The organism is Desulfovibrio cuneatus DSM 11391 (assembly GCF_000430005.1).
Lineage (GTDB): Bacteria > Desulfobacterota > Desulfovibrionia > Desulfovibrionales > Desulfovibrionaceae > Frigididesulfovibrio > Frigididesulfovibrio cuneatus.
In genome coordinates this window covers 59,267-85,112 of sequence record NZ_AUCY01000019.1, presented here as the reverse complement: position 1 = coordinate 85,112, position 25,846 = coordinate 59,267, and the positions used below count along the sequence as shown (strand labels likewise).

Here is a 25,846-nt window from a genome sequence, read left to right as displayed (position 1 = left end):
CAAATTTTTATTGGTACTTTGGCGAATCTCTGTGGAACAACGGCCCTATCGGGCTTCTTCACAGTAGACGGTGTGCCTGCAGCACACTGAACAGGGAAAAGGCGCGACGCAGGGATGCAGCTTGGCTGCTACGTCAAAATGCGCAAAACCCTCCGTATCGAATGATACACTGAGCACCAGGCTCGAATAAGATACTGCTATTACTATTAACAGGCTACGGCTACACACAACAAACTAATATTAAAGGCTTTTCTAATGAAGTGAAAGGCAAAATACAAAACAATCTTGTGCTGACTTGACAAGGGGCCACATAAGATTCCCTGTGTATGCGACAACCCCACATACGATACAACCTGTTACGGCCTTACTGCTTGTGAATTCAGGATACACTATGCGCTGCCCGCCCACACTTTCTGTATTGCTTATGCTTGGAGCTCCTTTTTGGGGAGCATCTTTGACATGCGCAGCGCAACCTGAAGCACAGGCCCCCCAGGCTACAGTAGAAGAACTACAACCAGCGCCGCATAACGCAACTCTGCTAGGCACTGTAGCCAATGCCACCCAGCCTGACACAATAAGCAATACCACACTGCCGGACACAGCGGGCAATGCCCCGCTAGCTGGCACAGCAGGCAATGCCACTGCAACCGTCCCAGGCCCTTCCGCTATGGAAGAAGGCCCGGCGGTACAGCCAAGCGCCACATCGGCAAAAAATGCCGCCTCTTTCAAAAAGAACGCCACAAGCCGTGCTCATTCCCCTGCATCTTCCACCCCGGCACGCCCCGCAGGCAAATCTACGACAAAACCAGCTACAAATAACACGGCCCAGCAAAGCGCCGCAGCAAAGCGCACGACCACCCCCAAACAGCCAGCACAGGGGGGCAACGCTACTCAGGAAAAAAAACACAACACCCAAAACGGCACCCTGGGTGCAACAGGTGAAAAAGACGGCTGGATTGTTATTGAACAAGGCACCCGTCCTGTGTATGCAGGCATTCATGGCGGCACCGTGCCCCTTACGGTGCTACGCGCCTCCAACGGAGCGCTGTTTGCCCTGGCCGGAGAAACAGGAAGCGATTTTATGAATGTGCTGCGTGGCAACACTACAGGCACAGGCCGCGGCGCTGCCGCCCAGCAGGAAGAAGAAAAAACGGCAGAACAACCCAACAGGGAAGCCTCCCAGCCCCCCCAACCCTCAGTCCCTGAAACGGCAACGCAACAAGCCGCCGCCCCCCCCCAGAGCCAGGCAGAAAGTGCCCAGCCAGAAAGCGCCCACCAGGAACAAACCGCTACGGGCAACCCAGGCAAGGAACAAAACGCCACCATACAGGCAGAAGCATTGCAACAGCCTGTAGCCCCTGTGGCAACGGCGAACAGCACAGCGCCAGCAGCAGGCAAACCTGTGCCTTCAGAGCCTCTTGCCCCCGCAGCAAACGCTTCTGCCAATGCCCCCATGGCAGAAGCAGCTCCCCCTGCCCCCCCGGCAGGGAAGCCCCCTTTGGCCAACGCAACAACCCCGCAAGAGGAGGCAAAAAAGCCCCCCAAAGACCCCATGGTGGCAAAGCTGCTTGGCATTCCCCCACCAGAAGCAGATTTGGTGATAGCCTCCAGCGATTTGGCCCACCGCCTGAAAAATGCCAATGCCGACTTGGCCCCCTTTGGCCTGACAGCAGACCCAGCAGACCAGGAAGACGAAAAACAGGCACCCACGCCCAAGTCAAAACCCGCAGCAGCCTTGCCCAAGCTTACCCTTGGCAGCTACAAAGACGTTTTGAAGCTGCGCTAACACCTGTTAGTAAGCTCCAGGCTTAGCCAATTCACGAATGAAATGAGTTTATTGTTCTGCCATAAAGCGAGATTTACTCGCCATTAAGCGACTATTTCAAGTAGTACATGCTCTAAGACCGCTGCAAACCACAATTTTGCAACGGTCTTTCTTTATACAGAAAGCCCAGCATTGACTTCAAATCATTACCTGCGCTACCATAGCAGTAGTAGGTATAGGCCATTCACTACAGGATGCGCTGGAATACAATTTGACCCTCTTACGAATCTTGTATAGGTCCTGCTGCTATAAGGATATCCCATGTCTGCACACGCTTCGCCTTTCATGCTGCAAAAACTTCTGGGCATGTCCAAATACCCCGCCTTCATTCTTGATGTGAAGAAAAAAGAAGTTGTAGATTGGAATGGCTATTTTACACAAGTTGTGGGCACACGCCACCCTAAAAACACTGCGGCCAGTTGCTTTTCCCCCAAAGCTCACTGGCTTGACCCCATTATTGAAGCATGTGCCGCAGCAACAAGCACCACATGCCCCCCGCCTGAAGCACCTGTTAAGGTTGTCACCCTTATGTACGACAAGAATGACCACTCCGTGCAGGTTACCCTGGAACTTATTTGCTGCTCCCCGGAAACAGGCACTGCTGCCGTGTGCTTTGAATGCTGCCAGTACTGGTTCAGCGAAGGGGTGTATGCCAATGTACAGCATATTTTTGAAGCATTCCCCGGAATAATTACCCTGCGCGACACCCAGTGCAAGCTGTTGGCAGCCAATGACTATGCCCGCAAATTTTATGGGAAAGATGCCAGCGCATTGCTGGGAAAAACCCTTGTCGAACTCAACGACCCAGACAGTGCCGGACCATTCACCCAAATGCTGCTGCAAAGCCTGCAAACAAGGGAAAAGCTCAGCCGCGACTTTGTTCTTTCTAGGGAAGGCAACTCATACTGGTTTAATGCCCAAGTTCACCCCTTCACAGACAGTCATGACGAATTCACCAGCATAATGACCGTTGCCCTGGACACAACAGCAGAACATTTACTGGCCCGGCGCAACCATTTGCTAACGGCCACCGCCCACATTGCCCAGCAACTGCTGGCAGGCACCAACAACTTTGGCTCGGCCATTGCCCAAGTGCTGCACCTTTTACAAAAGGTAACCCAGGCCCACCGCATTGCCATTTGGCAGTACGACGAACAAAAAATCAACGGACAGGCGGAACCCATTGCCCGGCTTGTTTACTACTGGGGCAGAGATACGAAGACCCCCCAGGCAGGAAAACCTGGTGAATTTTGCCGCGTGGCAGAGGCATACCCCAACCTGACCCGCCAACTGGCCCATGGCACCCCCGTGCATAGCAGAATTGATTACTTGGACGAGCCTGAACGCAGCTTTCTGCAAAAGCGGGGCATTTATTCCACCCTTACCGCCCCGGTGCAGCACGGCAACAAGCTGTGGGGGTTTGTGGCCTTTTCAGCAGAAACCGCAGAAGTGCGCTGGTCTGCCATTGAAGAAGAAGTGCTGCAAACAGCCACCATGCTTATTGGCGCAGCCATTAATAAAAACGCCACCGACGAAGCCTTGAAGAAAAGCCAGGACAGGTTCCAGGTGGTGGCTGAAGCCACAGGAGAAATGCTGTGGACGCTGGATAGTAACCTGTGTTTTACCTACGTTTCTGAACGGTTACAAAATGTAAGCGGGTATACGGAACAGGAAATAATTGGCAACCCCTGGGGCTTGCTGTTTCCAGACGCGCTCCCCCAGCCCCTTACCCCCGCCAATGAGCAGGACAATTTTTTCCATGACATGGAAAGCGCCTTTATCTGCAAAAACGGGAAAAGGCGCTGGGTACGTTCCGCCGGGAAGTTTTTATATTCCCCCCATGGCGACCTGCTGGAAGTGCACGGCACCAGCCTGGACATTACAGAGGCAAGGGCAACCGCTGCCGCCTTGCAAGAAACAACCAATGCCCTGCGGGCCAGCAACAAGCAGTTTGAAGAAGCAGCCGAACTGGCCAACGAATTTGCCACCCAGGCCCATCAGGCAAACATGGCAAAAAGCGATTTTTTAGCCAACATGAGCCATGAAATTCGCACCCCCATGAACGCCATTATCGGGCTGACCCACTTGCTGCTGCAAATGGAAATGCCCCCACGCCAGTACGATTATACCCAAAAAATAGACGCTGCCGCCCAAACCCTGTTGCAACTCATTAACGACATCCTTGACTTTTCCAAAATTGAAGCCGGCAAGCTGGAACTGGAAGCTATCGATTTTTACCTGGAAGATGTCATGCGCGCCGCTTCCGACCTGATTGCCACCAAAGCCCACCAAAAAGGGCTGGAACTGGTTATTTCCATTGGCCCCACCATTCCCCGCCGCTGTGTGGGCGACCCCCTGCGCCTGAAACAGGTGCTCACCAACCTGGGCACAAATGCTGTTAAATTTACCCAGCAAGGGGAAGTTTCCATTGGTGTTTCCCTGGTGGAAGAACAAGAAACCGGCTTTATTTTGCGCTTTGATGTGCGCGATACCGGCATTGGCATTACCCCGGAACAGCGGCAGAAGCTGTTTTCAGCCTTTTCCCAGGCAGATGCTTCCACAACCCGCAAGTATGGGGGCACAGGCCTAGGCCTTGCCCTGTGTAAAAGTCTGGTAGAGCAAATGGGCGGGGTTATTGACTGCATCAGTACACCAGATGTAGGCTCCAACTTCTTTTTTACCATCCGCCTTGGCAAGGCCCAGGAAGACCACCGCGCAGGCCGCTGGCCAGAACAGTTCCGCGATGTACGCGCCCTGGTGGTAGACGACAATAACCTTGCCCTGCAAATAATGCGTGAACTGCTGCTTTCCCTTGGCTGCAAGCACATTGATTTGGCAGAATCAGGGGTACAGGCCGTGGAAATGGTGAAAGCAACGGCTGATTTTGCCCTGTACGACCTGGTCATTATGGACTGGAAAATGCCTGGGCTGGACGGCCTTGCTGCCTCCCGCATGTTACGTGAAGTGCTGGCACCCAAAACACCTCCACTGGTTATTATGACCACAGCCTACGACCAGCAATCCCTGCACGATGCTGCAAAAAATGCAGACATTTCCACAGTGCTCATCAAGCCCGTTACCCAGTCCACCCTGTACGACGCCATTATGGAAGTATTCCGCAGCAAGTCTGCCTTTACGCCTTCCATGGCCATGCAACCAAATAAAACACCACCAGAAGAACTCTTGCAGGGCGTACATGTACTGCTTGCTGAAGATAACGAGCTGAACCAGCTTATTGCCAAAGAACTGCTGGAACAGGCAGGCATGGTGGTACACGTGGCAGCTAATGGGCAAGAAGCCATTGCATTTCTGGAAACCAACACCGTGAGCATTGTGCTTATGGACATTCAAATGCCCATTATGGACGGCATTACGGCCACAGGGATTTTGCGCCAGCAGGAACGCTTCCACAAGCTGCCCATTGTTGCCATGACAGCCCATGCCATGGTGGGCGATGCAGAAAAAAGCCTTGCGGCTGGCATGAATGACCACATTACAAAGCCCATTAATCCCCAGGAACTGTACCACTGCCTTGCCCGCTTTGTGCAAAAGGGTATTGCCAGCCAGGAACCCAACACTGGCATTACCACCACTGCCCAGCTCCAGCAAACCATCACCCAGCTCTATGCCGCAGCCGAAGCCAGCAACGCCACCAAAGCCCACCTGCTGTTATGCCAGGTAGCCCCAATAATTCAGGGTGCCAAAGACGTTGTAGTGAACAGACTCCTTGCCAGCATTGAAAAAGACCTGGTACGCGGTGTTATTCCTGCGGCAAACCTGAATGCCTTGCAACGAATTTTGCCGGGAATACTCCATGCCCTGCGCCAGAAGGAAACGCCCGGCCACACAAAATAAAGACCATTGCAACACTACTTTTTGCGTGCTTTTTGGAGCATCTTCCCTCTTACAGCAGCAATACAAAAGGGCCACCTTATTAGGTAGCCCTTTTGTATTGCTGTACTTATTTCAAAGCAATGCTCTGTTTCAGGCGCAGGGCAGTAACCCTACACGCGCTGTGGTAAATGGCATTACATTCTGGGGCAGTCGCCAGCACCCATGCCAGCACCCATGCCGCCACCCATGCCACCGTGGCCCATGCCGCCACCCATGCCACCGTGGCCCATGCCGCCACCCATGCCGCCTTGGCCCATGCCGCCTTGGCCCATGCCGCCACCCATGCCGCCTTGGCCCATGCCGCCTTGGCCCATGCCGCCACCCATGCCGCCTTGGCCCATGCCACGGCCCCAAGCGGGCAAGCCTGCAGCCTTCATTTCTTTATCAAGTTCTATCCGGGCAATACGCATTTGCCCTTGCAGGGTACCCAGTTCCTGGGAAAGTGCTGTAATTTTTTTGGTATCAGGGTCAGCCTTGGTGTATTCCAGGTTCATTTCGGCATGCAGGGTACGCATTTTGTCCTGAATTGGGGTCATCCGCTTCCAGTGGTTTTCCTGAATGGCCTTCAATTTATCTTGTTGTTCCTGGGTAAGGGCAGGCATATTCTGTGCCTGACCATGCCCATAACCCATACCATTGCCACGGCGGGCTTCTGCATTACCACTAAATCCCACAAAAGCTGTTAAGGCAAGGGCTGCTACCAAAGCGCTGGCTGTAAGTGTTTTCATTACTGTATCTCCTTTTTAGGTGCACGGCATTATGGCGTGCTATTATCAAAAAAATTGGGGGAGCCTTCTCCCACAGGGGAACACTACATGGGCACAAACATTGCAACCAGAGCGTTACCGTGTTGCCTGGAGTAAAGCAAAGGGCGTGCCAAACTAGATAATGATTGGCAACACATTGAATTTACTATGCAAAAAAGAAAACCCCTAATCAATACCCAGTTCATGCACCTGTAACCCAATTACCCACCTGTTGCCCTGCCTGTATAAAAAAGTTACACATGAGGACAACACAGGCACAGCACCAAGGAGATGGCATGCGCCAAAACCAAATCCAGCCCGGCCCCGCCATGGCCCATACACCCCCTGCCAACACGGCAACCTCCCTGTTTCCTTCCTGGGCGGCCCTGGGCATTGCAGCCATTATTGCAGCACTTGTGGCTGTATTTACCGTGGGCAACACCCGCCACCAAACCGCACAAATGGAAGCCTTGCTGCAAGACAGGGCTGATATGATTATATGGGCCATGGAAAGTGCCGCCCGAAACGTACGGGGGGAAACCTACCGGGCAAACATACCCAAACAACTGTTTGCTGAAATAGCAAAACAGCCTGAAATAACCTACATAGCCATTGTTACCAGTGACGGGGTTATTGTGGCCCATAGCAAGCCGGAACTTGTAGGTTCCGTACTGTATTCCCCCGCCACCCTCAAAACCCTCGAAGCAGGCAACACCTCTCTTTCCCGTATGGTGACCAATGATTACGGAAGGGTATTTGAGGTGTATAAAATTTTCACACCCACATCCATTCTGCGCCCCCCTATGCGTATGCGGCACATGCGCATGCGCGACATGCAAGAAATGCATATGCAGGAAAATGAGCCACAGGAGGCCCCCCAAGGGGATGAGCTGATTATTGTGGTGGGGCTTACCATGGAAACGTTCGAAAAGGCCCTGGCAGCCGAACACCACGCAACGGTACTCAACGCCTTGCTCCTGGCCCTGGCCGCCTTTGGTGGGGTGCTGGCCATTTTTTGGGCCAATAAATACCAAACATCCCGCAGGCAACTGCAAAACACCCAGGCCCTGGCCGAAGAAGTAATCAACAGCCTGCCTGTGGGTTTGCTCACCGTTGACCAGGAAGGCACCATTACCCGTTACAATCGCTTTATTCCCCCGCTGCTGGGGGCAGCGGAAGGCCCTGGTGCCCTGTTGGGCACAAAGCTGGCTGCCTATAATGGGGCAAACTGGCAAAAGCTTGTGGCAGCCCTGGATAACGATGAATCCCTGCTGGAACAAGAAGGTCTGTTTGCCAGCGCAGCCCATGAAATTCCCATCAGCCTTTCTGCCGGGAAAATTACTGACGATGCAGGCCAGCCCTTGGGTTATGTGTTTGTGCTGCGCGATTTGAGCGAAGTAAAACAGCTTGAAGAACAACTGCGCCGCAATGAACGCCTTTCCGCCCTGGGCACCCTGGCAGCAGGGGTTGCCCATGAAATTCGTAACCCCCTCAGTTCCATAAAAGGGTTTGCCTTGCTGCTCAGCAACCGTTTTAGCCCCCAAGACCCGGCCAAAGAAACAGCAAAAATACTCATTCAGGAAGTGGAACGACTGAACCGGGTTGTTTCCGAACTCCTGGCGTTTGCCCGCCCCAACAACCTGAACCTGACCCCCACATCTCTTGACCACATCATAAGCAAAACCCTGCGCCTGGCAGAGCTGGACGCCCAGGGGAAACAGATAACCCTGAAGGCGGAACCTGCGGAAAACCTGCCTGATATTCCCCTGGATGGAGAACGCTTTACCCAAGCCTTGCTTAACCTTGTGCTCAATGCGGTGCAAGCCACCCCGGTGGGCGGCACAGTCACCATAAGCACCGGGCTGCACATGGGCAGCCAAAGCATGGGAAGCCACAGCATGGGGACAAGGGGCAAAGACCCGCACGTAATCGTGCGCGTGCACGACACAGGGCACGGCATGGATGCCGAAACCATGCAGCACATTTTTTCCCCATATTTTACCACAAAAGCCGCAGGCACAGGCCTTGGCCTGAGCATTGCCAGCGGCATTATCACCAAGCATGGCGGCACCCTGCATGCCACAAGCACCCCTGGTAACGGCTCCACCTTTACCATTTCCCTGCCATTAACCCAGGGCGCCCAGCACACCATGGCCCCGGAGAATTTTTCATGAAACACGCCCCCATTCGCATTCTTGTGGCAGACGACGACGATGCCCACCGCAACATGCTGCTACTGCTGCTACACGACTGGCACTATGAAGCCCAGGGCGTTGCCGATGGCGAACAAGCCATTGCGGCCTGCAAAGAAACCCCCTTCGACCTTGTGCTGATGGATGTTCGCATGCCCAACATGTCGGGGCTTGAAGCACTAGGGCACATAAAAAAACACAATCCGGCTATTGCCATCCTTATCATGACTGCTTATTCCAATGTGGAGGCCGCAGTAGAAGCCATGAAGGGAGGTGCCTATGATTACCACACCAAACCGCTTGATTTTGACAAACTTAAACTGACACTTGAACGTATCTTTTCCCAGCGGGAGCTGGAAAAGGAAAACAAGAACTTGCGCCTTTCCTTGCAGGAGAAATTAGGGCATAATACCATCATTGGTCGCAGCAAAGCCATGCAGGAAGCCGTTACCCTGGCCCAGGCCATTGCCCCTTCTGAAGCCACCCTACTTATTACCGGTGAATCTGGCACTGGCAAAGAAGTTATGGCAAAAGCCATTCACCTTGCCAGCGAACGCAAAAACGGACCTTTTATTGCCGTAAACTGCGCAGCCATTACGGAAAGTCTTTTGGAATCGGAACTGTTTGGCCATGAGAAAGGCGCATTTACCGGGGCAGACAAACGGCGCGAAGGACGATTTGCCGCTGCCAACGGGGGCACCCTGTTTCTTGATGAAATAGGCGAAATGCCCCTTTCCATGCAGGTTAAGTTGCTACGCGCCCTGCAAGAACGGGAAGTACAACCCGTGGGGGGCGACAAGCCCGTACCCGTAAACGTACGCATTCTTGCGGCTACAAACCGCAACCTGGTTACAGAAGTGCAGGAAGGCAGGTTCCGGGAAGATTTATATTACCGCCTGAATGTTGTCAGCCTGCCCATGCCCCCCCTGCGCCACCGTGAAGGCGACGTGCCCCTGCTGGCAGACTTTTTTGCCCGCCTGTTTGCGGAAAAAAACCATAAATATCTCCTGGGGTTTACGCCACAAGCGCTGGACAGGCTTATTCGCTACCAGTGGCCGGGCAACGTGCGGGAATTAGAAAATGTGATGGAGCGGGCCGTAGTTTTGCTGGTAGGCGACACCATTACCGAACGCGAACTCCCCCCCCACCTTGTGCAGGAACAGTCGCAAGACATGCCCCTGAACAAGATGCCTGGCAACCTTACCCTGGAAGAACTGGAACGCCTTGCCATACAAGAGGCGCTGGAAAACACTGGCAACAACAAAAGCGAAGCGGCCCGCAGGCTTGGCATTACCCGCAAAACCCTGCACACCAAAGTTTCCCGCTATAAACTTGAATAAGCATGCACGGCAACGACACCCTTTCTGCCATGCTGCACACTGAAATCAACTGGACGAACCATGCGAATACTTCTTGGCATTCTTTTTTCCTGGCTATTAACCATGCCCGCCCTGGCGGCAGAAAGTGGGCATGCTTCGTTACGCGTGTACAGCGTGCCCCAAGCCCAAAATACAAAAGCTGCGGGAAAAGATACCCCCCCCCAACAGCGTATTGTGGCTGCCATAACGGTTGTTCCCCCTGACATGAGCTATTTTTATGGCCCCAAAAGCAAACAGGGCCTGCCCACCACCGTAAAAGCAACAGCCACGGGCAAAAACAACGCCGCAGCCAATGTCCTGCTGTTCCGCCCGGCCCCTGTGCTCAAAAAAAGTACTGCCCATGCTGCAACCCTGCTTGCAGGGGTTGATGACAGCAGCGAAGCCATTTACCCAACGGCCACGACCTTTCTGGCAGAAGTCACCGTGCCCCCCGCAGGTGGCACGGCAGAACTGAGTGTAAGCGGCCTGTTCTGCTCTGCCGCCAGTTGCTCGCCATTCACCTACACCTTTCCCCCGCTGGAAATCACGCCCGAAATCAGCTTTCCCCCGGTGCAACAGGCCCCCTGGTTTGAAGCATGGCAAAAGGGGCAACCTGTGCCCCTTGGACTTAAAGACCTTTCACCAGCATTGCATGTGCGGCCGGAACCCGTGATTGGAGCAACAAATAATGCTGGCTTGAACGCTTTTTTTGGCAACGATGCAGCAGGCGAACCACAAAACAGCCAGTATGTTCTTGGGGCCCACCTGGAGCCGCGCTTTCATTTAGCAGCCCTGGAAGTAACCGGGGTATGGCAGGCCTTGCTGTTTGGCCTTGCTGCCGGGCTTATTCTGAACCTCATGCCCTGCGTTCTGCCTGTTATCAGCCTGAAGTTCAGCGCCCTGCTGGCTGTAACCACCATGAAGAACAAAAAGGAGCAAGCCAAGGCATTTCGCATACACAGCCTGCTCTTTGCCCTTGGCATTCTTACCTGGTTCGGCTTTCTTGCCATCATGCTGGGCACAGCAGGCTGGGTATGGGGCGAAATGTTCCAGAACCCGGTGGCCGTGGCCATTATGGGGCTTATCCTCTTTTTGCTTGGCCTTGGCATGTTTGATGTGTATACCCTGCCCATTTTCAACCTTAAGGTTGCCGAAAGGGGCACCCCGCACTGGCAAGCCTTTGCCAGTGGCCTGTTTGCCACCCTGCTGGCCACCCCGTGCAGCGGCCCCCTTATGGGGGGGGTACTGGGTTGGGCCATTCGCCAGCCCACGGGCGTGCTTATTACCACCATTTTTTCCGTGGGCGTGGGCATGTCCCTGCCCTACCTTGCCATGGTATGTTCCCCGCGGCTCATCAACCTGCTCCCCAAGCCCGGGGCATGGACTTTACGCCTGGAACAGCTTGTGGGCTTCATGCTTATGGCAGCCGTGGCCTATTTCATGATGATGCTCCCCCCGGAATGGCACAGCGGCTACTTAATTATTCTGGTCAGCATTGCTTTTGCCGCATGGCTTTGGGGGCAAATTGGCAGCTTACACGCCAGCACCATGCGCCGGGTTCTTGCCCGCACCACAGCGGTCATTGTGCTGGGTGGTTCCATTTATTTTGCCCAGGGCACTTTGCATAAAGACATGGAATGGGAGCCATTTTCCGTTGCCCTGCTTACCGAAATACTGGGAAAGGAACCTATAATGCTGGAATTTACAGCAGACTGGTGCCCCAACTGCAAAGTGCTGGAACACACCACCTTACAGAAAGATTACATGAACCGCTTGCGCGAACGCTATAAAATGCGTACTATACGAGTAGATCTTACCAGATTCGATGAGCAGGGATTTGCCCTGCTGGAAGAACTGGGAAGCAAAAGCTTGCCTTTTATTGCCCTTTTTCCCGCAGGGGAAAACGCCCACAAGCCAGTGGTGCTGCGTGACATTGTCACCACCCGCCAGCTGAAAAACGCTATGAAGGCAGCTTTCGACAAGTAGGAGGCGTTATGAACGGTTACTACACATCCCTTTCCGCCCTTGAAGCGGCAAGCGTTATTACACAAGTAGCAGCCAATAACATTGCCAACAGCAACACCAATGGCTTCAATGCCAGTTATGTCGTTCTTACATCCGGGCCACAGAACCAGGGCGTACAGGTTGCCAGCATCAGCCAGAGCAGTTCCCTTGGGCCTGCTGTTATCAGCTCCATTTCCGATACAGCCAGAAACCTGTACAGTCAGGCGCTGCAAGAGCAGGCGCAGCGCGAGCAGGCGTTATATAACCAGGAACAAGACAACCTGGTGCGGGATAATCAAGCACAGTACAACCAGGCTTTGCACAACCAAATGCTGGACAACAAGGTACTGGACAATAGAGAACTGAACGCCCAACTGAGCCAGAACCAACTGTTGTTAAGCCAAGTGCAGCAAGATCAGGTTCTGGCGGACCAGACGCAACAGGATATGTTATTACGCGACCAAGCGCAGTACAACCAAGCCTTATACGAACAAGCCCAGTACAATGAAAACATGTACAATCAGGCATATATTCAGACCATGTATGAACAGGCCATGTTTGCGCAAAACATGGCCAACCAGGCATATACCCAGGCGCTTTATAACCAGGCCCAGTTCAATCAAACCCTGAGCAGCACACAAGCCGCCCAGGGGCAAAACAACCTGACGCCTCAACTGGCAGGAAGTGTTCCCACAGTGACTGAAGGCAGCAACACGGATGTGGTGCGTGAAGTTCTTTCCCTGTACACTGCGGAATTTATGTACAGCAGCAATGCCGCTGTCATTCAAACGCAAGATGAAATGACAAACGCTTTGCTGAACACACGGGTATAGTCACCGCAAAAATTTTGTGCCTGACAAAAATTCTCAAGAATCATAACAAAACAGGCCTTTTTTATGGCAAACACAGTACATATACACTGTGTTTGCCGTAAAAAAGGCCTGCGTTATTTCCTGGGCCTATGCCTATTTTAGGGCATCCTGTTTTTCTTGTTCCTGGCGGATTCTCCTGGAACAGGCGCTGCCTCCACCGGAACACTGCCATTTTTCTGGCTTGCTGCATTTGCGCGCTGTAGCTTCATGGGCAATACGCTGGCCATACTCGCACGCAGGGCAGGCTCATGGGCAGCCAAATCTTCCTTGGTCAACCCGGAAAGCACAAGGAGCAATAGAACACCCTTACCTTCATGGTAGGCCACAAGCTGCTGTTTGTACCGCAAGGGCAAATCTTCAAAGTAACGCATTTTCCAGACCATGCGTTTTTCATTTTCACCAAAAACAATATTATCCCCTGCCCGCACCACCCCCATGCCACCTTGCTTACGCAACAACCCCTGAGAAAATTCCACCTCAGCGGCCACAGGGTCTTCCACTTGGCGTGCTGGCAACAGTTGCGGAAAGATAACCGCCGGAGCCTCCTCAAACGCTTTCCCCTTCTGGAAAAAGTACACACACGGCCCATCCGGGTCATTCTCCGCTTCCGTAACCCAGCCCTCCGGGGCGTCAATTATATAGGCAGTAGCCCCTTCATCGCGAAAGCAGATAACAGAACCGCCCTCATTTTCCTCAGGTCCGTTGTACTGCGGCAAAGCGGCCTGCACCGCTCCCCATGCTCCAAAGGCAACGTAGCAAAACAGGGCCACCAGCACATAGCGTATAGCAGAATACATGGGGGAACTCCTTCACCAGGAAAAATTGTTGTTGTCCTTTCCATTAAAGGGAAAAATGGCAAGAAGCAATACAGAAGATATGGTACCCCATTCGCCCGTTGCGCTACTTGACATTATACACAAGAAGCATGTTCATAAATCATCCAAACAGGTTACCCGGCACGTCGCACATGAAAAATTCCGGGGCAGATGAATTGACAGGCCTGTTGCAGCAGGATAATAGATTGTGAACTAATTAACATGGAGGCACACATGAACATTCTGATTTTTGGGCCGAACGGCAGTGGCAAAGGCACCCAAGGGGCCCTTGTAAAAAACAAGTATAATGTCGCTCACATTGAGTCCGGCGCAATTTTCAGAGAGCACATTGGCGGCGGCACTGAACTTGGCAAAAAAGCTAAAGAGTTTATTGACCGCGGCGACCTTGTGCCCGACGACATTACCATTCCCATGGTGCTGGAAACGCTGAAAACCCGCGGCGCTAACGGCTGGTTGCTAGACGGCTTCCCCCGCAACATGGTGCAGGCCCAAAAACTGTGGGACGCCCTGCAAAGTGCCAACATAAAACTTGATTATGTTATTGAAATTTTACTGCCCCGCGAAGTGGCCAAAAACCGCATTATGGGCCGCCGCCTGTGCGAAAACGACAATAACCACCCTAACAATATTTTTATTGATGCCATTAAACCCAATGGCGACAAATGCCGCGTGTGCGGTGGTGCCCTTTCCGCCCGTTCCGACGACCAGGACGAAGGTGCCATTAACAAGCGCCACGACATTTACTACGATGACAAAACAGGTACCCTGGCAGCCGCTTACTTCTATAAAGACCTGGCTGGCAAAGGCAAAACTACCTACGTTGAACTGAACGGCGAAGGCAGCATTGATTCGATTCGGGATACACTGCTGGCCAAACTCGCTTAGGGAAACCCTGATTTATTCTGCCTCATGGCATTTCCGAAAAACTCCCCTGTACCGTGAAGGCACAGGGGAGTTTTTACTGGCGCAAAACATGGCTCATTCGATTATATAGTGTAAATCCAATTCAGCTCACTGTTCTATGCGATGCTCTTAAATAGCGAAGCCGTTGCGAGGGTCGGGACGCGGCTTTGCGCGCTCACGACACGAGCAAGGGGGCTGTGCTTGGGCGGGGCGTTGGTGAAATGATAGAATTTTTTGTGCAGGCAAGGCGGCGGCGGATTTTCCAAGGGGCTGACCTCACGGTCTGCCCTGACGGAAAATTCGCCGCCAACACAGCATTCGCGAAAAAGGCTAGTTTTACCAACGTACCACGCCAAAAACCAAACACAAAGAATGCAGCGTTTCCCTAGGCTGGCCGTGCAGCCATGGCAGGCAAGGCGGCGGTCAGCAATGTCCCCAGCTTTCCCCCTACCTGATTTGCCACATGAATAATATCATCAAGCTCAGCTTTTTCCATACAATCCGGCAGGTTCTTGTTGGTCAGGCAGGAAAGGCCAGCCACACGCAGCCCCATGTGCCGCGCGACAATCACTTCCAGCACGGTAGACATACCCACAGCGTCTGCCCCAAACCCGCGCAGCATGCGTGTTTCTGCCCGCGTTTCAAGCTGCGGCCCCTGAATGCCCACATACACACCTTTTTCAAGGCGCATGCCAAGGCCAAGGGCTGTGCCTTCCAGGTGGGTGGCAAGGGTTGCGTCATAAGGGGCACTCATGTCAGGAAAGCGTGGCCCCCAGGCCGCTTCATTGTCGCCAGTAAGGGGGCTTTTGCCTGTCATGTTTATATGGTCTTCAATAAGCATAATATTACCCATGGCAAAGTGGGGGTTAATGGCCCCTGCGGCGTTGGTAATAACAAGGGTATGTATGCCGAGCCCGGCCATAACCCGCACCCCCATACAGACTTCCGCCGGGGAATACCCTTCATATAAGTGGCAACGGCCCTGCTGTAACACCACAGGCACGCCATTTACCGTGCCAAACAAAAATCTTCCGGCGTGGGACGCAACCTTTGATTGCGGAAATCCGGTTAAGCTGGCATACTGCACAGCCAAGGCACTTTCCAGGGCTTCGGCAACACCACCAAGGCCTGTTCCAAGCACAACGCCAACGGCAGGAATAAACCCCTGCGGCAGTTGGGAAAAAATTCGATCAATACACATCTGGACTTTTTTCAGGTTTTGCATAAAGTGCCTACCTGTTACAGCGTTGCCCCCCGCATAAGGGGGAGTTACTCCCTGACCATAAAACGAAAAGAAGCAGGAAACCACTGGTGAGCATTACCAACCACAAAGTTCTTGTTGCCAACCGCGGTGAAATTGCGGTGCGTATTGTTGAGGCCTGCATACAACTGGGCCTTGAGTTTGTTTGCATCCACACGGCGGAAGACGCTGCCTCCGGGCATGTGCGCCTTGCGCGTGAAAAAGGTGGCAAGAAATCGCTTTACCGCGTTTCTTCTTACCACGATGCCAACGAACTGCTGGCCGTGGCAGACGATGCCGAAGCCACAGCCGTGCACCCTGGCTACGGTTTTTTTGCAGAAGACTACCGCTTTGCCCGCCGTGTATCCCAGCGGGACAGAAAGCTCATTTTTATTGGCCCCTCCTGGCGGGTTATCCGCGAACTTGGGGATAAAATCAATACAAAACGTCTTGCCCGCAGCTTAGGTGTACCCACTGTTCCCGGTTCAGACAAGCCTATTTATGATGAACTGGAAGCCGAAAAAATTGCCCGCAGCCTGTATGAATTCCAGCGCCAGCAAGGTATTGAAAGCCCCATGGTGCTGGTAAAAGCTTCCGCTGGCGGCGGCGGCATGGGCATTGAAGAAGTACACGACATTGACCTGTTCCGCTCCGTGTACCGCCGTATTCGCAACTATGCTGCACGGCAATTTAAAGACGAAGGCGTACTCATTGAACAGCGCATTCGTGACTTCAACCACCTTGAAGTGCAAATTCTGGCAGAACGCGGCTGCGCCAACATTGTTCACTTTGGCACCCGTAACTGCTCCATTCAAAGTACTGGCCTGCAAAAGCGGGTGGAAGTCGCCCCGGGGTTCGACCCTTCTGCCGTTTCCTACAGCTTTGACGCCCAAAAGGTGCTGGACGACATTACCGCCCACTCCCTTGCCATGGCCCGTGAAGTGAAATACGACAACGTGGGTACCTGGGAATGGATTGTTGCCCGCGATGGCACCCCCTACCTGATGGAAGTAAACACCCGCATTCAGGTGGAAAACGGCGTTTCTGCTGCCATTTCACGTATTAAGGGCCAGGCCGGGGTAAACATCATCAAGGAACAGATTCGCTGTGGCCTTGGCGAACCCATTGGCTATAACCAGGAAGACATCACGTTTGAAGGCGTGGGCATTGAATACCGCATAATTGCGGAAGCGCCGGAAAATAGGTTTTCCCCCTGGGTGGGCCGCATTACCAAGTTTGACTGGAAACAGGAAGACTGGCTCACCATGCACACCCATGTGCCCACAGACCAGCCTTACGACATTCCTACAGAATTTGACCCCAACCTTGCCCTTGGCATTGTGTGGGGCAATGACCTTGCAGAAGTACGGCTGCGTGGCCTGAACTTTCTGGACAACCTCACCTTAGAGGGGGCAAACCAGGCAGGGGAAGGTATGAAGTCTAACATAGCCTTTTTGCATAACAAAACACCCCATATTCTCTTGTTTTAAAAATACCCCAGCCTGTGCGGCATAAAGCCAACCACTTAGCCTGCACAGGCAATGGCTTTGGGGGGCGCCCCCTGAAAGCCACACACTGTAAGTGGCGTAACCCTTTGCAGGGCATCCATATAAATGCAAAGGTACACCCTACACCCCAACCACCAGGTACCTGATGGAAACAGAAAAGAAAATCCAGCACCTGAGCGAACGGCTCACGTACATTCGCGATATCTTCGGTTCTACCCAGAAAGAGAGCCTTTCCCTTCTGGAATCGAAAATGGCCGACGTGCGCCAGCAAGAGGGGCACCTTAGCCCTGAAAAACGCCGCAAACTGGTGCAAGACTTGGAAGACCTGTTTGTGTTTGTTGAAAACAAACTGGAAACCAGCCTTACCGCCATGGACAAAGTTCGCATTGTGCGCCACCCGCAACGCATATGCCTGCGCGATATTCTTGAAAACGTGTACGACAACTACACGGAAATCGGCAGCATGGACGAACATTCCATTGACCCTTCCATGGTTATTGCACGGGCATACATTTCCCGCCGCCGCGGTAAAAAAACCGTCAACCAGTCCATAATGGTTATTGGGCAGGAAAAGGGCCATGGCGAAGAATTTCGCAACGGTGGCTCTGTAAAACCCTGGGGCAACGCCAAGGCGCTGCACTACATGAAGGTGGCCGAAACGGAAAACATTCCCGTGCACACCTATGTGTTCACCCCTGGCTCCTACCCCATTGAAGACACCCCCGGTGCAGCCCAGCAAATTGCTGCCAACCTGTATGAAATGTCTTCACTCCAGGTACCAGTGGTGGCCATTTTTTCCGAAGGTGGTTCTGGCGGTGCGGAAGCCATTGGCCTTGCAGACAAACGCCTGATGCTTTCCCACGGCTATTATTCCGTTATTTCCCCGGAAGGCGCTGCCGCCATTGAAGGAAGACTGCGCACAGGCCAGCGTGCAGGGCAAGAACTGGTGGAAGCATGTGCCATGCGCATGCACATTACCGCACAAGACAACTTGCGCATGGGCTACATTGACAGGATTGTACAAGAACCTTCCCTGGGTGCCCGGCCACACCATTACGACTTTTTCCGCACCCTGCGCCAGCAAGTGCTACGCGCCACAGATGAAGTGGTGCTCGGCATTCGTGGCAACGGCCTTTACCGCACCATCGCGCTGAAATCGCGCGAACGGCGCGCAAAAAGCGGTATTGATTTTGAAAAAACCTACGTCAGTTGGAGCCTTTCCAGCAACGCCAAGGTGCGCCTTATAAACAAGCGCCATGCGAAATTCCGGGCCCTTTCCCGCAATGCCGCCCCCGACAGCACCCCCCTGTGGGAGCGCATGCAAACGCGCTGGCAGGAATTCACAGCGGAAATGGTTTCCCACATCCGCTACCACATGCTGCACAAACACCAGCAAAAGCTTTCCGAAATTGCCGGGGAAATTGAATCAGAATGGCGTTTATTTTTTGAACGCCTGGTCAACCCCGTACGCAACGTGATAGCCAAGGTGCTTGGCTCTGGTGAACAGGTAAATGCCGACACAGCCCGCCAGCTCACCGAACTTTCCGAGTGGAACGACACCCAGGAACAACGGGGTGGCAACTGGGCCTGGGTAAGCCGCCGGGCAAAGGAAGACCGCGCCGTAACCTGCCCCAACGCCACAGTGCATGGCTGCCTGGACATTTGGGCACCTGACCTGTTTGGTGAATTTGCCGGGGTGTGCCCCAACTGTGGGCACCACTTCCCCATGGAGCACCAGTGGTACCTGCACAACGTGTTTGACAAGAACTCTCTCTATGAGTTTGACGCACACATGGAAGCAGGCAACCCCCTGAGTATGCCCGGCATGGATGAAAAACTTGCTGAAGCCAAAAGAAAAACAGGCATGAAAAGCGCCTGCATGACTTTTGAGGCCCAGATTAATGACGTAAAAATGGTGGTGGCCATGCTCACTGGCGCATTCCGCGGGGGCACCGTGGGTGCAGCGGAAGGCGAAAAGTTCATTCGCGCAGCGGAACGGGCCAAGCGCAAACGCTACCCCTTCCTGGCGTATGTACACGGCACCGCCGGCATTCGCATTCAGGAAGGCACCAACGGCGTAATTCAAATGCCGCGCTGTACCATGGCTGTGCGCCGCTACATTGACGCTGGTGGCCTGTACATGGTGACTTACGACACCAATTCCTATGCAGGGCCGGTGGCCAGCTTCCTTGGCTGCTCCCCTTACCAATTTGGTATTCGCTCTGCCAACGTAGGTTTTGCTGGCCCCGGCGTTATTACGGAAACCACGGGTGTGCAGGTGCCACCCCACTACCACAACGTGTATAAAGCGCTGGAGCGCGGTCACATCCAGGGCATCTGGGATAGACGGGAAATGCGCTTTAACCTGCACCAGGCCCTTATGACCATGGGCGGCCGCAACCTGTACTATCGTTAAGGAACGACCATGCTTGATATCAGCGCAGTACTTGAAAAAATAAAAGCCTCTCCTTACAAAGAGCTTACCATTACCAGCCCCCATACTGGCGTGCTTACCCTTCCGGAAGGGCTTGCCCCTGGCACCCAGCTGCATGGGCCCATGGGCACCTGGAAAGAAAAACCAGGCTCCCTGCTGGCCACCCTGGACAGAGAACGCAATGAAAAAAACATTCATTGCCCGGAAAAAGGGGAAGTGGTATGGCTGAATACAGAACTCCAGGGTTCCTTTGTGGAAGCAGGCGTGGAACTGGTTCGGTACCGCCACTTCCTTTCCAAAGAAGAAGTGCTGGAACAAATTCTGAAGCAGGCCCTGCACCTGTACCTTGCCCCGGAACGGGCTAAATACTATTTTGTGCCCGCAGTGGACATAAAAATCAAGGTGTCTGGCCCCAAGGCAGTTTCCGTGCGCGACGGTGAAGAAATCTTCATCATGTCCCGTATGAAGCGGGAAGCGCCCTTGCGCTATTCCGGCCCGGAAGGGGTTATTTATGCCGTGTATTTTAATCACAACCAAAACGTGGATACTGGCCAGGCCCTTATTGGCGTGTGCCCGCCAGACCTTATCACCCAGGTGGAAGATGTGGTAACCCGCGTACAAATGGAATGGAAGGAACGTGAATAATGGGTAAAATCCTGTTCATCCGGGTAAGTGCAATTACCTACAGGGAAGAAGATGTGCCTAAAACATGGCCTGCCCTGTATGCCCTGGCTTACCCAGATGAAGGGTTTACCATTGCAGGAAAAAACAAGCGCAGCCAGCCAGCCCCCACCCAAAACCGGGGGGTGCTGGAACTGGCAGCCCGCCTTGAAGACCTGTTCCAATTTGGTGAACTTGAAGAGACACAGCGCAAAGCCCTGGATACTGGCTTGCCCCCTGTGCGCACCGCTGTGGCAGCCCTTGAGGCAGCCCTGGCAGAGCGTAATGCCCAAACAGCGTTCCAGTTAACAGATACCATTGAAGAGGCCTTAAGCCTTCTTGAAAAAACCGTTCAGGAAGTAGCCCCTGCCCGGTAAAAGGAGAATACCATGCTGAATAAGGTTATGATTATCGGCAGGCTCGGGCGTGACCCGGAATTGAAATATACCCCTTCCGGCATACCCATTGCCAACCTGAATATTGCCACCGATGAATCATACGTGGATAAAGACGGCAACAAGGTTGACCGCACGGAATGGCACCGGGTAGTCGTATTTCAACGTGCTGCAGAAAACTGCGCCAACTTCCTTGGCAAGGGCAGCCTTGTATTTGTGGAAGGCAGCCTGCAAACCCGCAAATGGCAAGACCAGCAAGGCCAAGACCGCTATTCCACGGAAATTAAGGCCAACCGCGTCCAGTTCCTGGACCGTAAAGGCCAAAGCGGCGGCGGCGATGGCCCAGACACTGGCGGTTATGATGCCCCCAGCAACCGTCCGCCACAGCAGCAGCGCCCACCGCAACAGCGCCAGCAGCAACGCCAGCAAGACCCCATGGAGGACCTCGGCCCTGCCTTCCCTTCGGAAGCCAGTGGCATGGACGACGTACCATTTTAAGGGGAACACTGTCTTTTTCCGTTTGGCGGCGTTACTTGCATTTTTTGAAAGGGGGCAGGACCAAAGAGTCCAGCCGCCCTTTCAGAAAATACTTCGTGCCTTGCCAAACGAAAAAAACCAGAGTTCCCAAGTCCATACTAAATATGGCTATTTTCTGAAAAAGACTCCTCCCCAAGTAGCAAATGAATACGTATACATAAAACCCCCGGCAACATCTATTGCCAGGGGTTTTCTATAATGAACAATCAATGAGTATAAAGCACAGGGGAAGCGCTCAGTTATTTTGTTTGGCAAGGCACAAGGTTATTTTACGAGAGGGGTGGGCTCCTCCTGTCTTGCCCCATTTCACTAAAGCCGACGGCAGTCGCGAGCGTTAGCGAGCCGTGGAGCGAGGCGCGGAGGGTGCGTGTGGCTTTTGCCACACGCACATTTCCACGAAGCCCGAGCGGAGAAAGTAACGCCGTCAAACGGAATAAATCAGCGTTTCGCCTATGCCTTGGGTTTGCCGGCAAGGCTGGCAAACACTTCGCGCCGTGTCATGGGCCCGGTGGGGGCCGCTTCCGCAACGGCGTTATAGGAGTAGTTTTTAGGGTCAACAGCGAACAGGTACATAACCCGCACGTCGTCATTGCCAAGGGTTGCCTGTGGGTAGTGTTTTTTCACTTCTTCCAGGCGTGTTTTGGCAAGGGCCCGCATTTCTTCTTCCGTGCCAAAGTTCATGCAGCCCGTGGGGCACACATGCACACAGGAAGGTTTCATGCCATTGCTAATACGGTCTATGCAAAAGTCGCACTTGGAAGACATTTTCCCGTCTTTTTCAGGACGGGGAATGTCATAAGGACAAGCAGTACGCACAGCTTCCGCATCGGCATTGGCAATTTTATCGGTGAAGATGACAGCGCCAGTGGCTTCGTCCTGAATCACAGCACCTTCATCGTCCAGGTTTGCCTGGCCCATGCAGGGGGGTTCCAGGCAGTGGCGGCAGGCATCCGGGAAAAACAACCAGTGCAATTTCCCATCTACTTTAGGTTCTGAAAAACGCACCAGCTTCAGCGTGTTAAAACTGAGGTCCGGCGGGTTTTGGTGAGTACCGGTATTGCGGGTTGCTTCACCCGGCAGGCTCTTCCACTGCTTACAGGCCACCTGGCACCCACGGCATGCTGTGCAGCGGGTCAGGTCGATGAACATCATTTTACCCATGGTTCACCTCCTTAGGCTTTACGAACGTTCGCCATGAACGCCTTAGTTTCGGGAATACCCGTGTTGGGTTCACCCACAGAGGAAGTGAGCAGGTTGGCAGAATCTCCCCCGAAGTTGGGAGTTACCCAGCCATAATGCCACGGTAGACCAATCTGATGCACTTCTTTGCCCATAATGGTGAAGGACTGAATGCGTTCTGTCACCATGGCCACGGCATTCACCTCTCCACGTGGGGAAGAGAGAAGAACCCTGTCGCCATTATTGATACCAATGGACTTGGCAAGAGCCGGGTTCATTTCACAGAACACTTCAGGCTCTGCTTCCAGCAGCCATTCCTGACGGCGGGTCATAAGGCCCGTTTGCCAGTGTTCGGTCACGCGGTACGTAGTACAAATGTGCGGGAACTTGGCATCTGCTATGGCCAGCTTTTCAGTGGGCAACAGGTAAGCTACAGGGTTCACGCGCTGGTTAGAAAAGCCGTGCTTTTTCAAGGGGCTTTCCATCGGTTCGTAATGTTCGGGGAAGGGGCCGTCTTCACGCCCTGGGCCAAACAGTGCGCCCATACCATGCGTTTGCATGATGAAGGGGTGCTTGGTACCAGGATCGCCGCCACCATCCACCACGTCGCCCACCCATTTGCCGTCTTTCCAAGCAATAACAGCTTTTTGCGGGGCAAAGGGCTTCCCAGTGGCATCAACAGAAGCACGGTTATAAATAATCCGGCGGTTCACAGGCCATGCCCATGCCCAGTTAGGGGTCATGCTCAGGTTTGCCTGCATTTCTGTGGCGGTTTTGTCGCGGCGCATGCCAAGGTGCTTGTCTGCTGCGGGCTGCATACCACACAGCACCCAACACCCGGAGGTGGTGGAACCGTCGGCCTGCAACATGGCAAAGCTGGGCACTTGCTGGCCCTTGGTGTATGTGGTGCCGTTAATGGTTACATCCTTCAGGAAGTAGCCATTAAGCAAACGGGCCACCTTGCGGGGGGAATATTCGTTATGCTCTTCCCAGTCTGCAATGTTCAAGGCCTTGATGGGATCGGGGTAAGCACCACCGTCTTTTTCATACATCCCGCGAATTTCCTTGAACAGTTCCAGCATGATGTCACCATCAGGCTTGACATTGTTCAAAGGATGCGGGCCACGGTAGCGCCACTGCACCACACGTGAAGAGTTGGTAACAGACCCTTCTTTTTCATAGGAGGCGGCACACGGCAGGAAGAACACTTCTGTTTTAATGGACTCTGGCTTCATGCCAGGGCCTTTCCAGAAGGAGCTGGTTTCGTTCTCATACAAGTTCACGTTTACCAGCCACTTCAACTTGCCCATGGCTTCACGGTTTTTCTGGGCGTTGGCCCCACCGCAGGCAGGGTTCATGCCCCAGGCAAACAGGCCCTTCATTTCCCCTTTGTGCATACGCTCAAAAATGTTCAGCCAAAAATAGTCTGTCATTTTCCGGTGCGCATCCACCTTGGGCAACATCTGAAATGCTTCTTCCAGGGTTGCTTCGGGGTACATGGATTTAAGCAGGCTTGCTATGTACTTGGGCTTATTCCCCCACCAGTTCACACTTTTGGGGTCTTTGCTCACCGGGGTGCTGGCTTTTACCCAATCTTCATACTTGGCAAAAGATGACTTGGGCACATCAATATAGCCGGGCAGAATGTTGGCCAAAAGACCCTGGTCTGTGGACCCCTGCACGTTGGATTCACCACGCAGGGCGTTCACCCCACCGCCAGCAACACCAATGTTGCCAAGCAGTAGCTGTACAATAGACATGGAGCGAATGTTCTGCACGCCCACAGTTTTCTGGGTGTAGCCCATGGCATACATGATGGTGCCAGAGCGTTCAGCCGTGCCTGTGGAGGCAAACGCCTTGTACACAGCCAGCAGGTCTTCCTTGGAAGTACCAGTGGCGGCAGTTACGGCGTCCAGGGTGTAGCGTTCAAAATGCTTTTGCAAAAGGTTCAGTACGCACCGTGGATTTTTGAAGGAATCGTCGCGCACAGGTACGCCATTGGCATCCATTTCAAACGCCCAGGTGGATTTGTCGTAGACCTTTTTCTTGGCATCAAATCCGCTAAACAAACCATCTTTAAAGCTGAACTTGCTGCCTACTACAAAGGATGCGTTGGTGTACTCACGCATGTAATCTGCAAAAAACAGCTTGTTGGCAAGAATATAGTTAATCATACCACCAATAAAGGCGATGTCAGAACCAGAACGCAGGTGTGCGCTTAACTGGCAATGCCCGGTGGTTCTTGTAAAGCGGGGGTCCACGTGAATAAGGGTTGCGCCCTTATCTTTTGCACGCAGTACCCATTTAAAGGAAATGGGGTGGTTTTCAGCGGGGTTACACCCCATCATCAACACACAGTCACTATTGGAAATGTCTTCCCAGTAGTTGGTCATCGCGCCGCGTCCGAACGACTCTGCCAGAGCCGGTACAGTGGGGCTGTGTCAAATTCGTGCCTGGTGCTCTATATGCACCAGGCCAAGAGCGCGCTGTATAGCTTGGTAGCTCCAGCACTCTTCGTTATCAAGGGCGGCAGAACCGAGGGAAACCATCGTTTCCGTGCGGTTAACCGTTTCGCCCTTACTGTTTTTAAGGGTAAAGGAAGCGTCACGCTCTGCCTTCACACGCTTGGCAATTTCGGCATATGCCCAATCCCACTCCACTTCTTTCCATTCTTTCGCGCCAGCAGCGCGGTACATTGGCTTGGGTGGGCGGGCTTTATTTTCAGCCATTTGGCGCATGGCAGCGCCTTTGGCGCACAAGGCACCTTCGTTCACTGGGTGGTCGGGGTCACCTTCCACGTTAACGGAACGGCCTTTGCCTTCATCCGCAGTGTGTACAAGCAAACCGCAGCCAACGGCGCAGTAGCAGCACACAGTGGTAGTTATGGTTGTTTTTTGGAATTTGAGGATTTCCGCCTGAGCCATTGCCGGAGCAAGGCTTATGCCCAGCCCAGTAAAGGCTGAACATGAAACGGCTCCTGCGGTAAACTTCAGGAATGTCCTGCGTGAAACCGGCATACTTCCTCCTTGGGCAGTAATGCAACGCAAAACCGCGTGGATGATGAGTGCTTGAGTGCCGCCGTATACCACATGCGCATGGCCTGCACTGCGTAAAAACAGTACATATGCGACATTGAAATAGTGGAATAAAACATTACGGACAGCGGGATAAGAGGACTCTTTATGAGTACAAATACAGTATCCTTCACAGCGAAGTATGTCAATAATATCCACAAAAAACAGTGGTATGTATCAGAAAAAACA

At 53.3% G+C, this 25,846-nt stretch carries 17 protein-coding genes; 12 read left to right on the top strand and 5 right to left on the bottom strand.

Features of this window, described 5'->3' with window-relative positions:
• The first annotated feature begins 454 nt into the window (after positions 1 to 454).
• Both G497_RS0106090 and G497_RS19050 read left to right on the top strand, forming a co-directional pair.
• Positions 455 to 1,786 (top strand): hypothetical protein, encoded by a 1,332-nt coding sequence (locus tag G497_RS0106090; protein ID WP_156907957.1) that lies wholly within the window; start codon positions 455 to 457, stop codon positions 1,784 to 1,786.
• Between the two features lie 300 nt (positions 1,787 to 2,086).
• The gene (locus tag G497_RS19050; protein ID WP_051257884.1) at positions 2,087 to 5,680 is read left to right on the top strand and encodes a response regulator; all 3,594 of its coding nucleotides are present in this window, start codon (positions 2,087 to 2,089) and stop codon (positions 5,678 to 5,680) included.
• 173 nt (positions 5,681 to 5,853) lie between these two features.
• Here G497_RS19050 and G497_RS19045 read toward each other — a convergent pair whose 3' ends face one another.
• Positions 5,854 to 6,447, bottom strand: a complete 594-nt coding sequence (locus tag G497_RS19045; RefSeq protein WP_051257883.1) for a Spy/CpxP family protein refolding chaperone — start codon at positions 6,445 to 6,447, stop codon at positions 5,854 to 5,856.
• A 314-nt stretch (positions 6,448 to 6,761) separates the two neighbouring features.
• Here G497_RS19045 and G497_RS16975 point away from each other — a divergent pair, with 314 nt between their 5' ends.
• The 4 genes from G497_RS16975 to G497_RS19035 are packed head-to-tail and all read left to right on the top strand — an operon-like array spanning position 6,762 to position 12,852.
• Positions 6,762 to 8,639, top strand: coding sequence for an ATP-binding protein (locus tag G497_RS16975; protein ID WP_051257882.1), 1,878 nt, complete (start codon positions 6,762 to 6,764; stop codon positions 8,637 to 8,639).
• Positions 8,636 to 9,997 (top strand): sigma-54-dependent transcriptional regulator, encoded by a 1,362-nt coding sequence (locus G497_RS0106070; RefSeq protein WP_027187492.1) that lies wholly within the window; start codon positions 8,636 to 8,638, stop codon positions 9,995 to 9,997. The genes G497_RS16975 and G497_RS0106070 overlap by 4 nt, the downstream gene beginning before the upstream one ends.
• Positions 9,998 to 10,057: 60 nt before the next feature.
• Complete coding sequence (locus G497_RS19040; protein ID WP_051257881.1) at positions 10,058 to 12,001, top strand: protein-disulfide reductase DsbD family protein; 1,944 nt, start codon at positions 10,058 to 10,060, stop codon at positions 11,999 to 12,001.
• Positions 12,002 to 12,009: 8 nt separating this feature from the next.
• Positions 12,010 to 12,852 carry a flagellar basal body rod C-terminal domain-containing protein gene (locus tag G497_RS19035; protein WP_051257880.1) on the top strand — a complete coding sequence of 281 codons (843 nt, stop codon included), beginning with the start codon at positions 12,010 to 12,012 and terminating at the stop codon, positions 12,850 to 12,852.
• A gap of 137 nt (positions 12,853 to 12,989) precedes the next feature.
• On the opposite strand, the gene G497_RS0106055 is transcribed toward G497_RS19035, so the two are convergent.
• Positions 12,990 to 13,688 carry a hypothetical protein gene (locus G497_RS0106055; protein WP_027187491.1) on the bottom strand — a complete coding sequence of 233 codons (699 nt, stop codon included), beginning with the start codon at positions 13,686 to 13,688 and terminating at the stop codon, positions 12,990 to 12,992.
• A 252-nt stretch (positions 13,689 to 13,940) separates the two neighbouring features.
• Here G497_RS0106055 and G497_RS0106045 point away from each other — a divergent pair, with 252 nt between their 5' ends.
• Positions 13,941 to 14,612, top strand: coding sequence for an adenylate kinase (locus G497_RS0106045; RefSeq protein ID WP_027187489.1), 672 nt, complete (start codon positions 13,941 to 13,943; stop codon positions 14,610 to 14,612).
• Between the two features lie 403 nt (positions 14,613 to 15,015).
• Here G497_RS0106045 and G497_RS0106035 read toward each other — a convergent pair whose 3' ends face one another.
• Complete coding sequence (locus G497_RS0106035) at positions 15,016 to 15,855, bottom strand: purine-nucleoside phosphorylase (RefSeq protein ID WP_027187488.1); 840 nt, start codon at positions 15,853 to 15,855, stop codon at positions 15,016 to 15,018.
• A gap of 86 nt (positions 15,856 to 15,941) precedes the next feature.
• On the opposite strand from G497_RS0106035, the gene G497_RS0106030 reads away from it, so the two are divergent.
• From G497_RS0106030 to G497_RS0106005, 5 genes are all read left to right on the top strand, one after another.
• Positions 15,942 to 17,360, top strand: coding sequence for a biotin carboxylase N-terminal domain-containing protein (locus tag G497_RS0106030; RefSeq protein WP_034636884.1), 1,419 nt, complete (start codon positions 15,942 to 15,944; stop codon positions 17,358 to 17,360).
• Positions 17,361 to 17,523: 163 nt separating this feature from the next.
• On the top strand, positions 17,524 to 19,794 hold the full coding sequence (locus tag G497_RS0106020; RefSeq protein WP_027187486.1) for an acetyl-CoA carboxylase: 2,271 nt from the start codon (positions 17,524 to 17,526) through the stop codon (positions 19,792 to 19,794).
• A gap of 9 nt (positions 19,795 to 19,803) precedes the next feature.
• Positions 19,804 to 20,457, top strand: a complete 654-nt coding sequence (locus G497_RS0106015) for a hypothetical protein (RefSeq protein WP_027187485.1) — start codon at positions 19,804 to 19,806, stop codon at positions 20,455 to 20,457.
• Positions 20,457 to 20,849: a hypothetical protein gene (locus G497_RS0106010; protein WP_027187484.1), complete on the top strand. Its 393-nt coding sequence runs from the start codon at positions 20,457 to 20,459 to the stop codon at positions 20,847 to 20,849. Before G497_RS0106015 ends, G497_RS0106010 begins: the two co-directional genes overlap by 1 nt.
• 12 nt (positions 20,850 to 20,861) lie before the next feature.
• On the top strand, positions 20,862 to 21,365 hold the full coding sequence (locus G497_RS0106005) for a single-stranded DNA-binding protein (RefSeq protein ID WP_027187483.1): 504 nt from the start codon (positions 20,862 to 20,864) through the stop codon (positions 21,363 to 21,365).
• 489 nt (positions 21,366 to 21,854) lie between these two features.
• Here the strand turns inward: G497_RS0106005 and G497_RS0106000 are convergent, their stop codons facing one another.
• Both G497_RS0106000 and fdnG read right to left on the bottom strand, forming a co-directional pair.
• Positions 21,855 to 22,565 carry a 4Fe-4S dicluster domain-containing protein gene (locus tag G497_RS0106000; protein WP_027187482.1) on the bottom strand — a complete coding sequence of 237 codons (711 nt, stop codon included), beginning with the start codon at positions 22,563 to 22,565 and terminating at the stop codon, positions 21,855 to 21,857.
• Positions 22,566 to 22,576: 11 nt separating this feature from the next.
• Complete coding sequence (gene fdnG / locus G497_RS0105995) at positions 22,577 to 25,600, bottom strand: formate dehydrogenase-N subunit alpha (protein ID WP_156907955.1); 3,024 nt, start codon at positions 25,598 to 25,600, stop codon at positions 22,577 to 22,579.
• Positions 25,601 to 25,846 lie beyond the last annotated feature (246 nt).

Coding starts and splice junctions, on each gene's coding strand:
- G497_RS0106015 (WP_027187485.1), top strand. CDS start 19,804: ATGCTTGATATCAGCGCAGTACTTGAAAAAATAAAAGCCTCTCCTTAC.
- G497_RS0106045 (WP_027187489.1), top strand. CDS start 13,941: ATGAACATTCTGATTTTTGGGCCGAACGGCAGTGGCAAAGGCACCCAA.
- G497_RS16975 (WP_051257882.1), top strand. CDS start 6,762: ATGCGCCAAAACCAAATCCAGCCCGGCCCCGCCATGGCCCATACACCC.
- G497_RS0106035 (WP_027187488.1), bottom strand. CDS start 15,855: ATGCAAAACCTGAAAAAAGTCCAGATGTGTATTGATCGAATTTTTTCC.
- G497_RS19035 (WP_051257880.1), top strand. CDS start 12,010: ATGAACGGTTACTACACATCCCTTTCCGCCCTTGAAGCGGCAAGCGTT.
- G497_RS0106020 (WP_027187486.1), top strand. CDS start 17,524: ATGGAAACAGAAAAGAAAATCCAGCACCTGAGCGAACGGCTCACGTAC.
- G497_RS19040 (WP_051257881.1), top strand. CDS start 10,058: ATGCGAATACTTCTTGGCATTCTTTTTTCCTGGCTATTAACCATGCCC.
- G497_RS0106070 (WP_027187492.1), top strand. CDS start 8,636: ATGAAACACGCCCCCATTCGCATTCTTGTGGCAGACGACGACGATGCC.
- G497_RS19050 (WP_051257884.1), top strand. CDS start 2,087: ATGTCTGCACACGCTTCGCCTTTCATGCTGCAAAAACTTCTGGGCATG.
- G497_RS0106000 (WP_027187482.1), bottom strand. CDS start 22,565: ATGGGTAAAATGATGTTCATCGACCTGACCCGCTGCACAGCATGCCGT.
- G497_RS0106055 (WP_027187491.1), bottom strand. CDS start 13,688: ATGTATTCTGCTATACGCTATGTGCTGGTGGCCCTGTTTTGCTACGTT.
- G497_RS0106010 (WP_027187484.1), top strand. CDS start 20,457: ATGGGTAAAATCCTGTTCATCCGGGTAAGTGCAATTACCTACAGGGAA.
- G497_RS0106005 (WP_027187483.1), top strand. CDS start 20,862: ATGCTGAATAAGGTTATGATTATCGGCAGGCTCGGGCGTGACCCGGAA.
- G497_RS19045 (WP_051257883.1), bottom strand. CDS start 6,447: ATGAAAACACTTACAGCCAGCGCTTTGGTAGCAGCCCTTGCCTTAACA.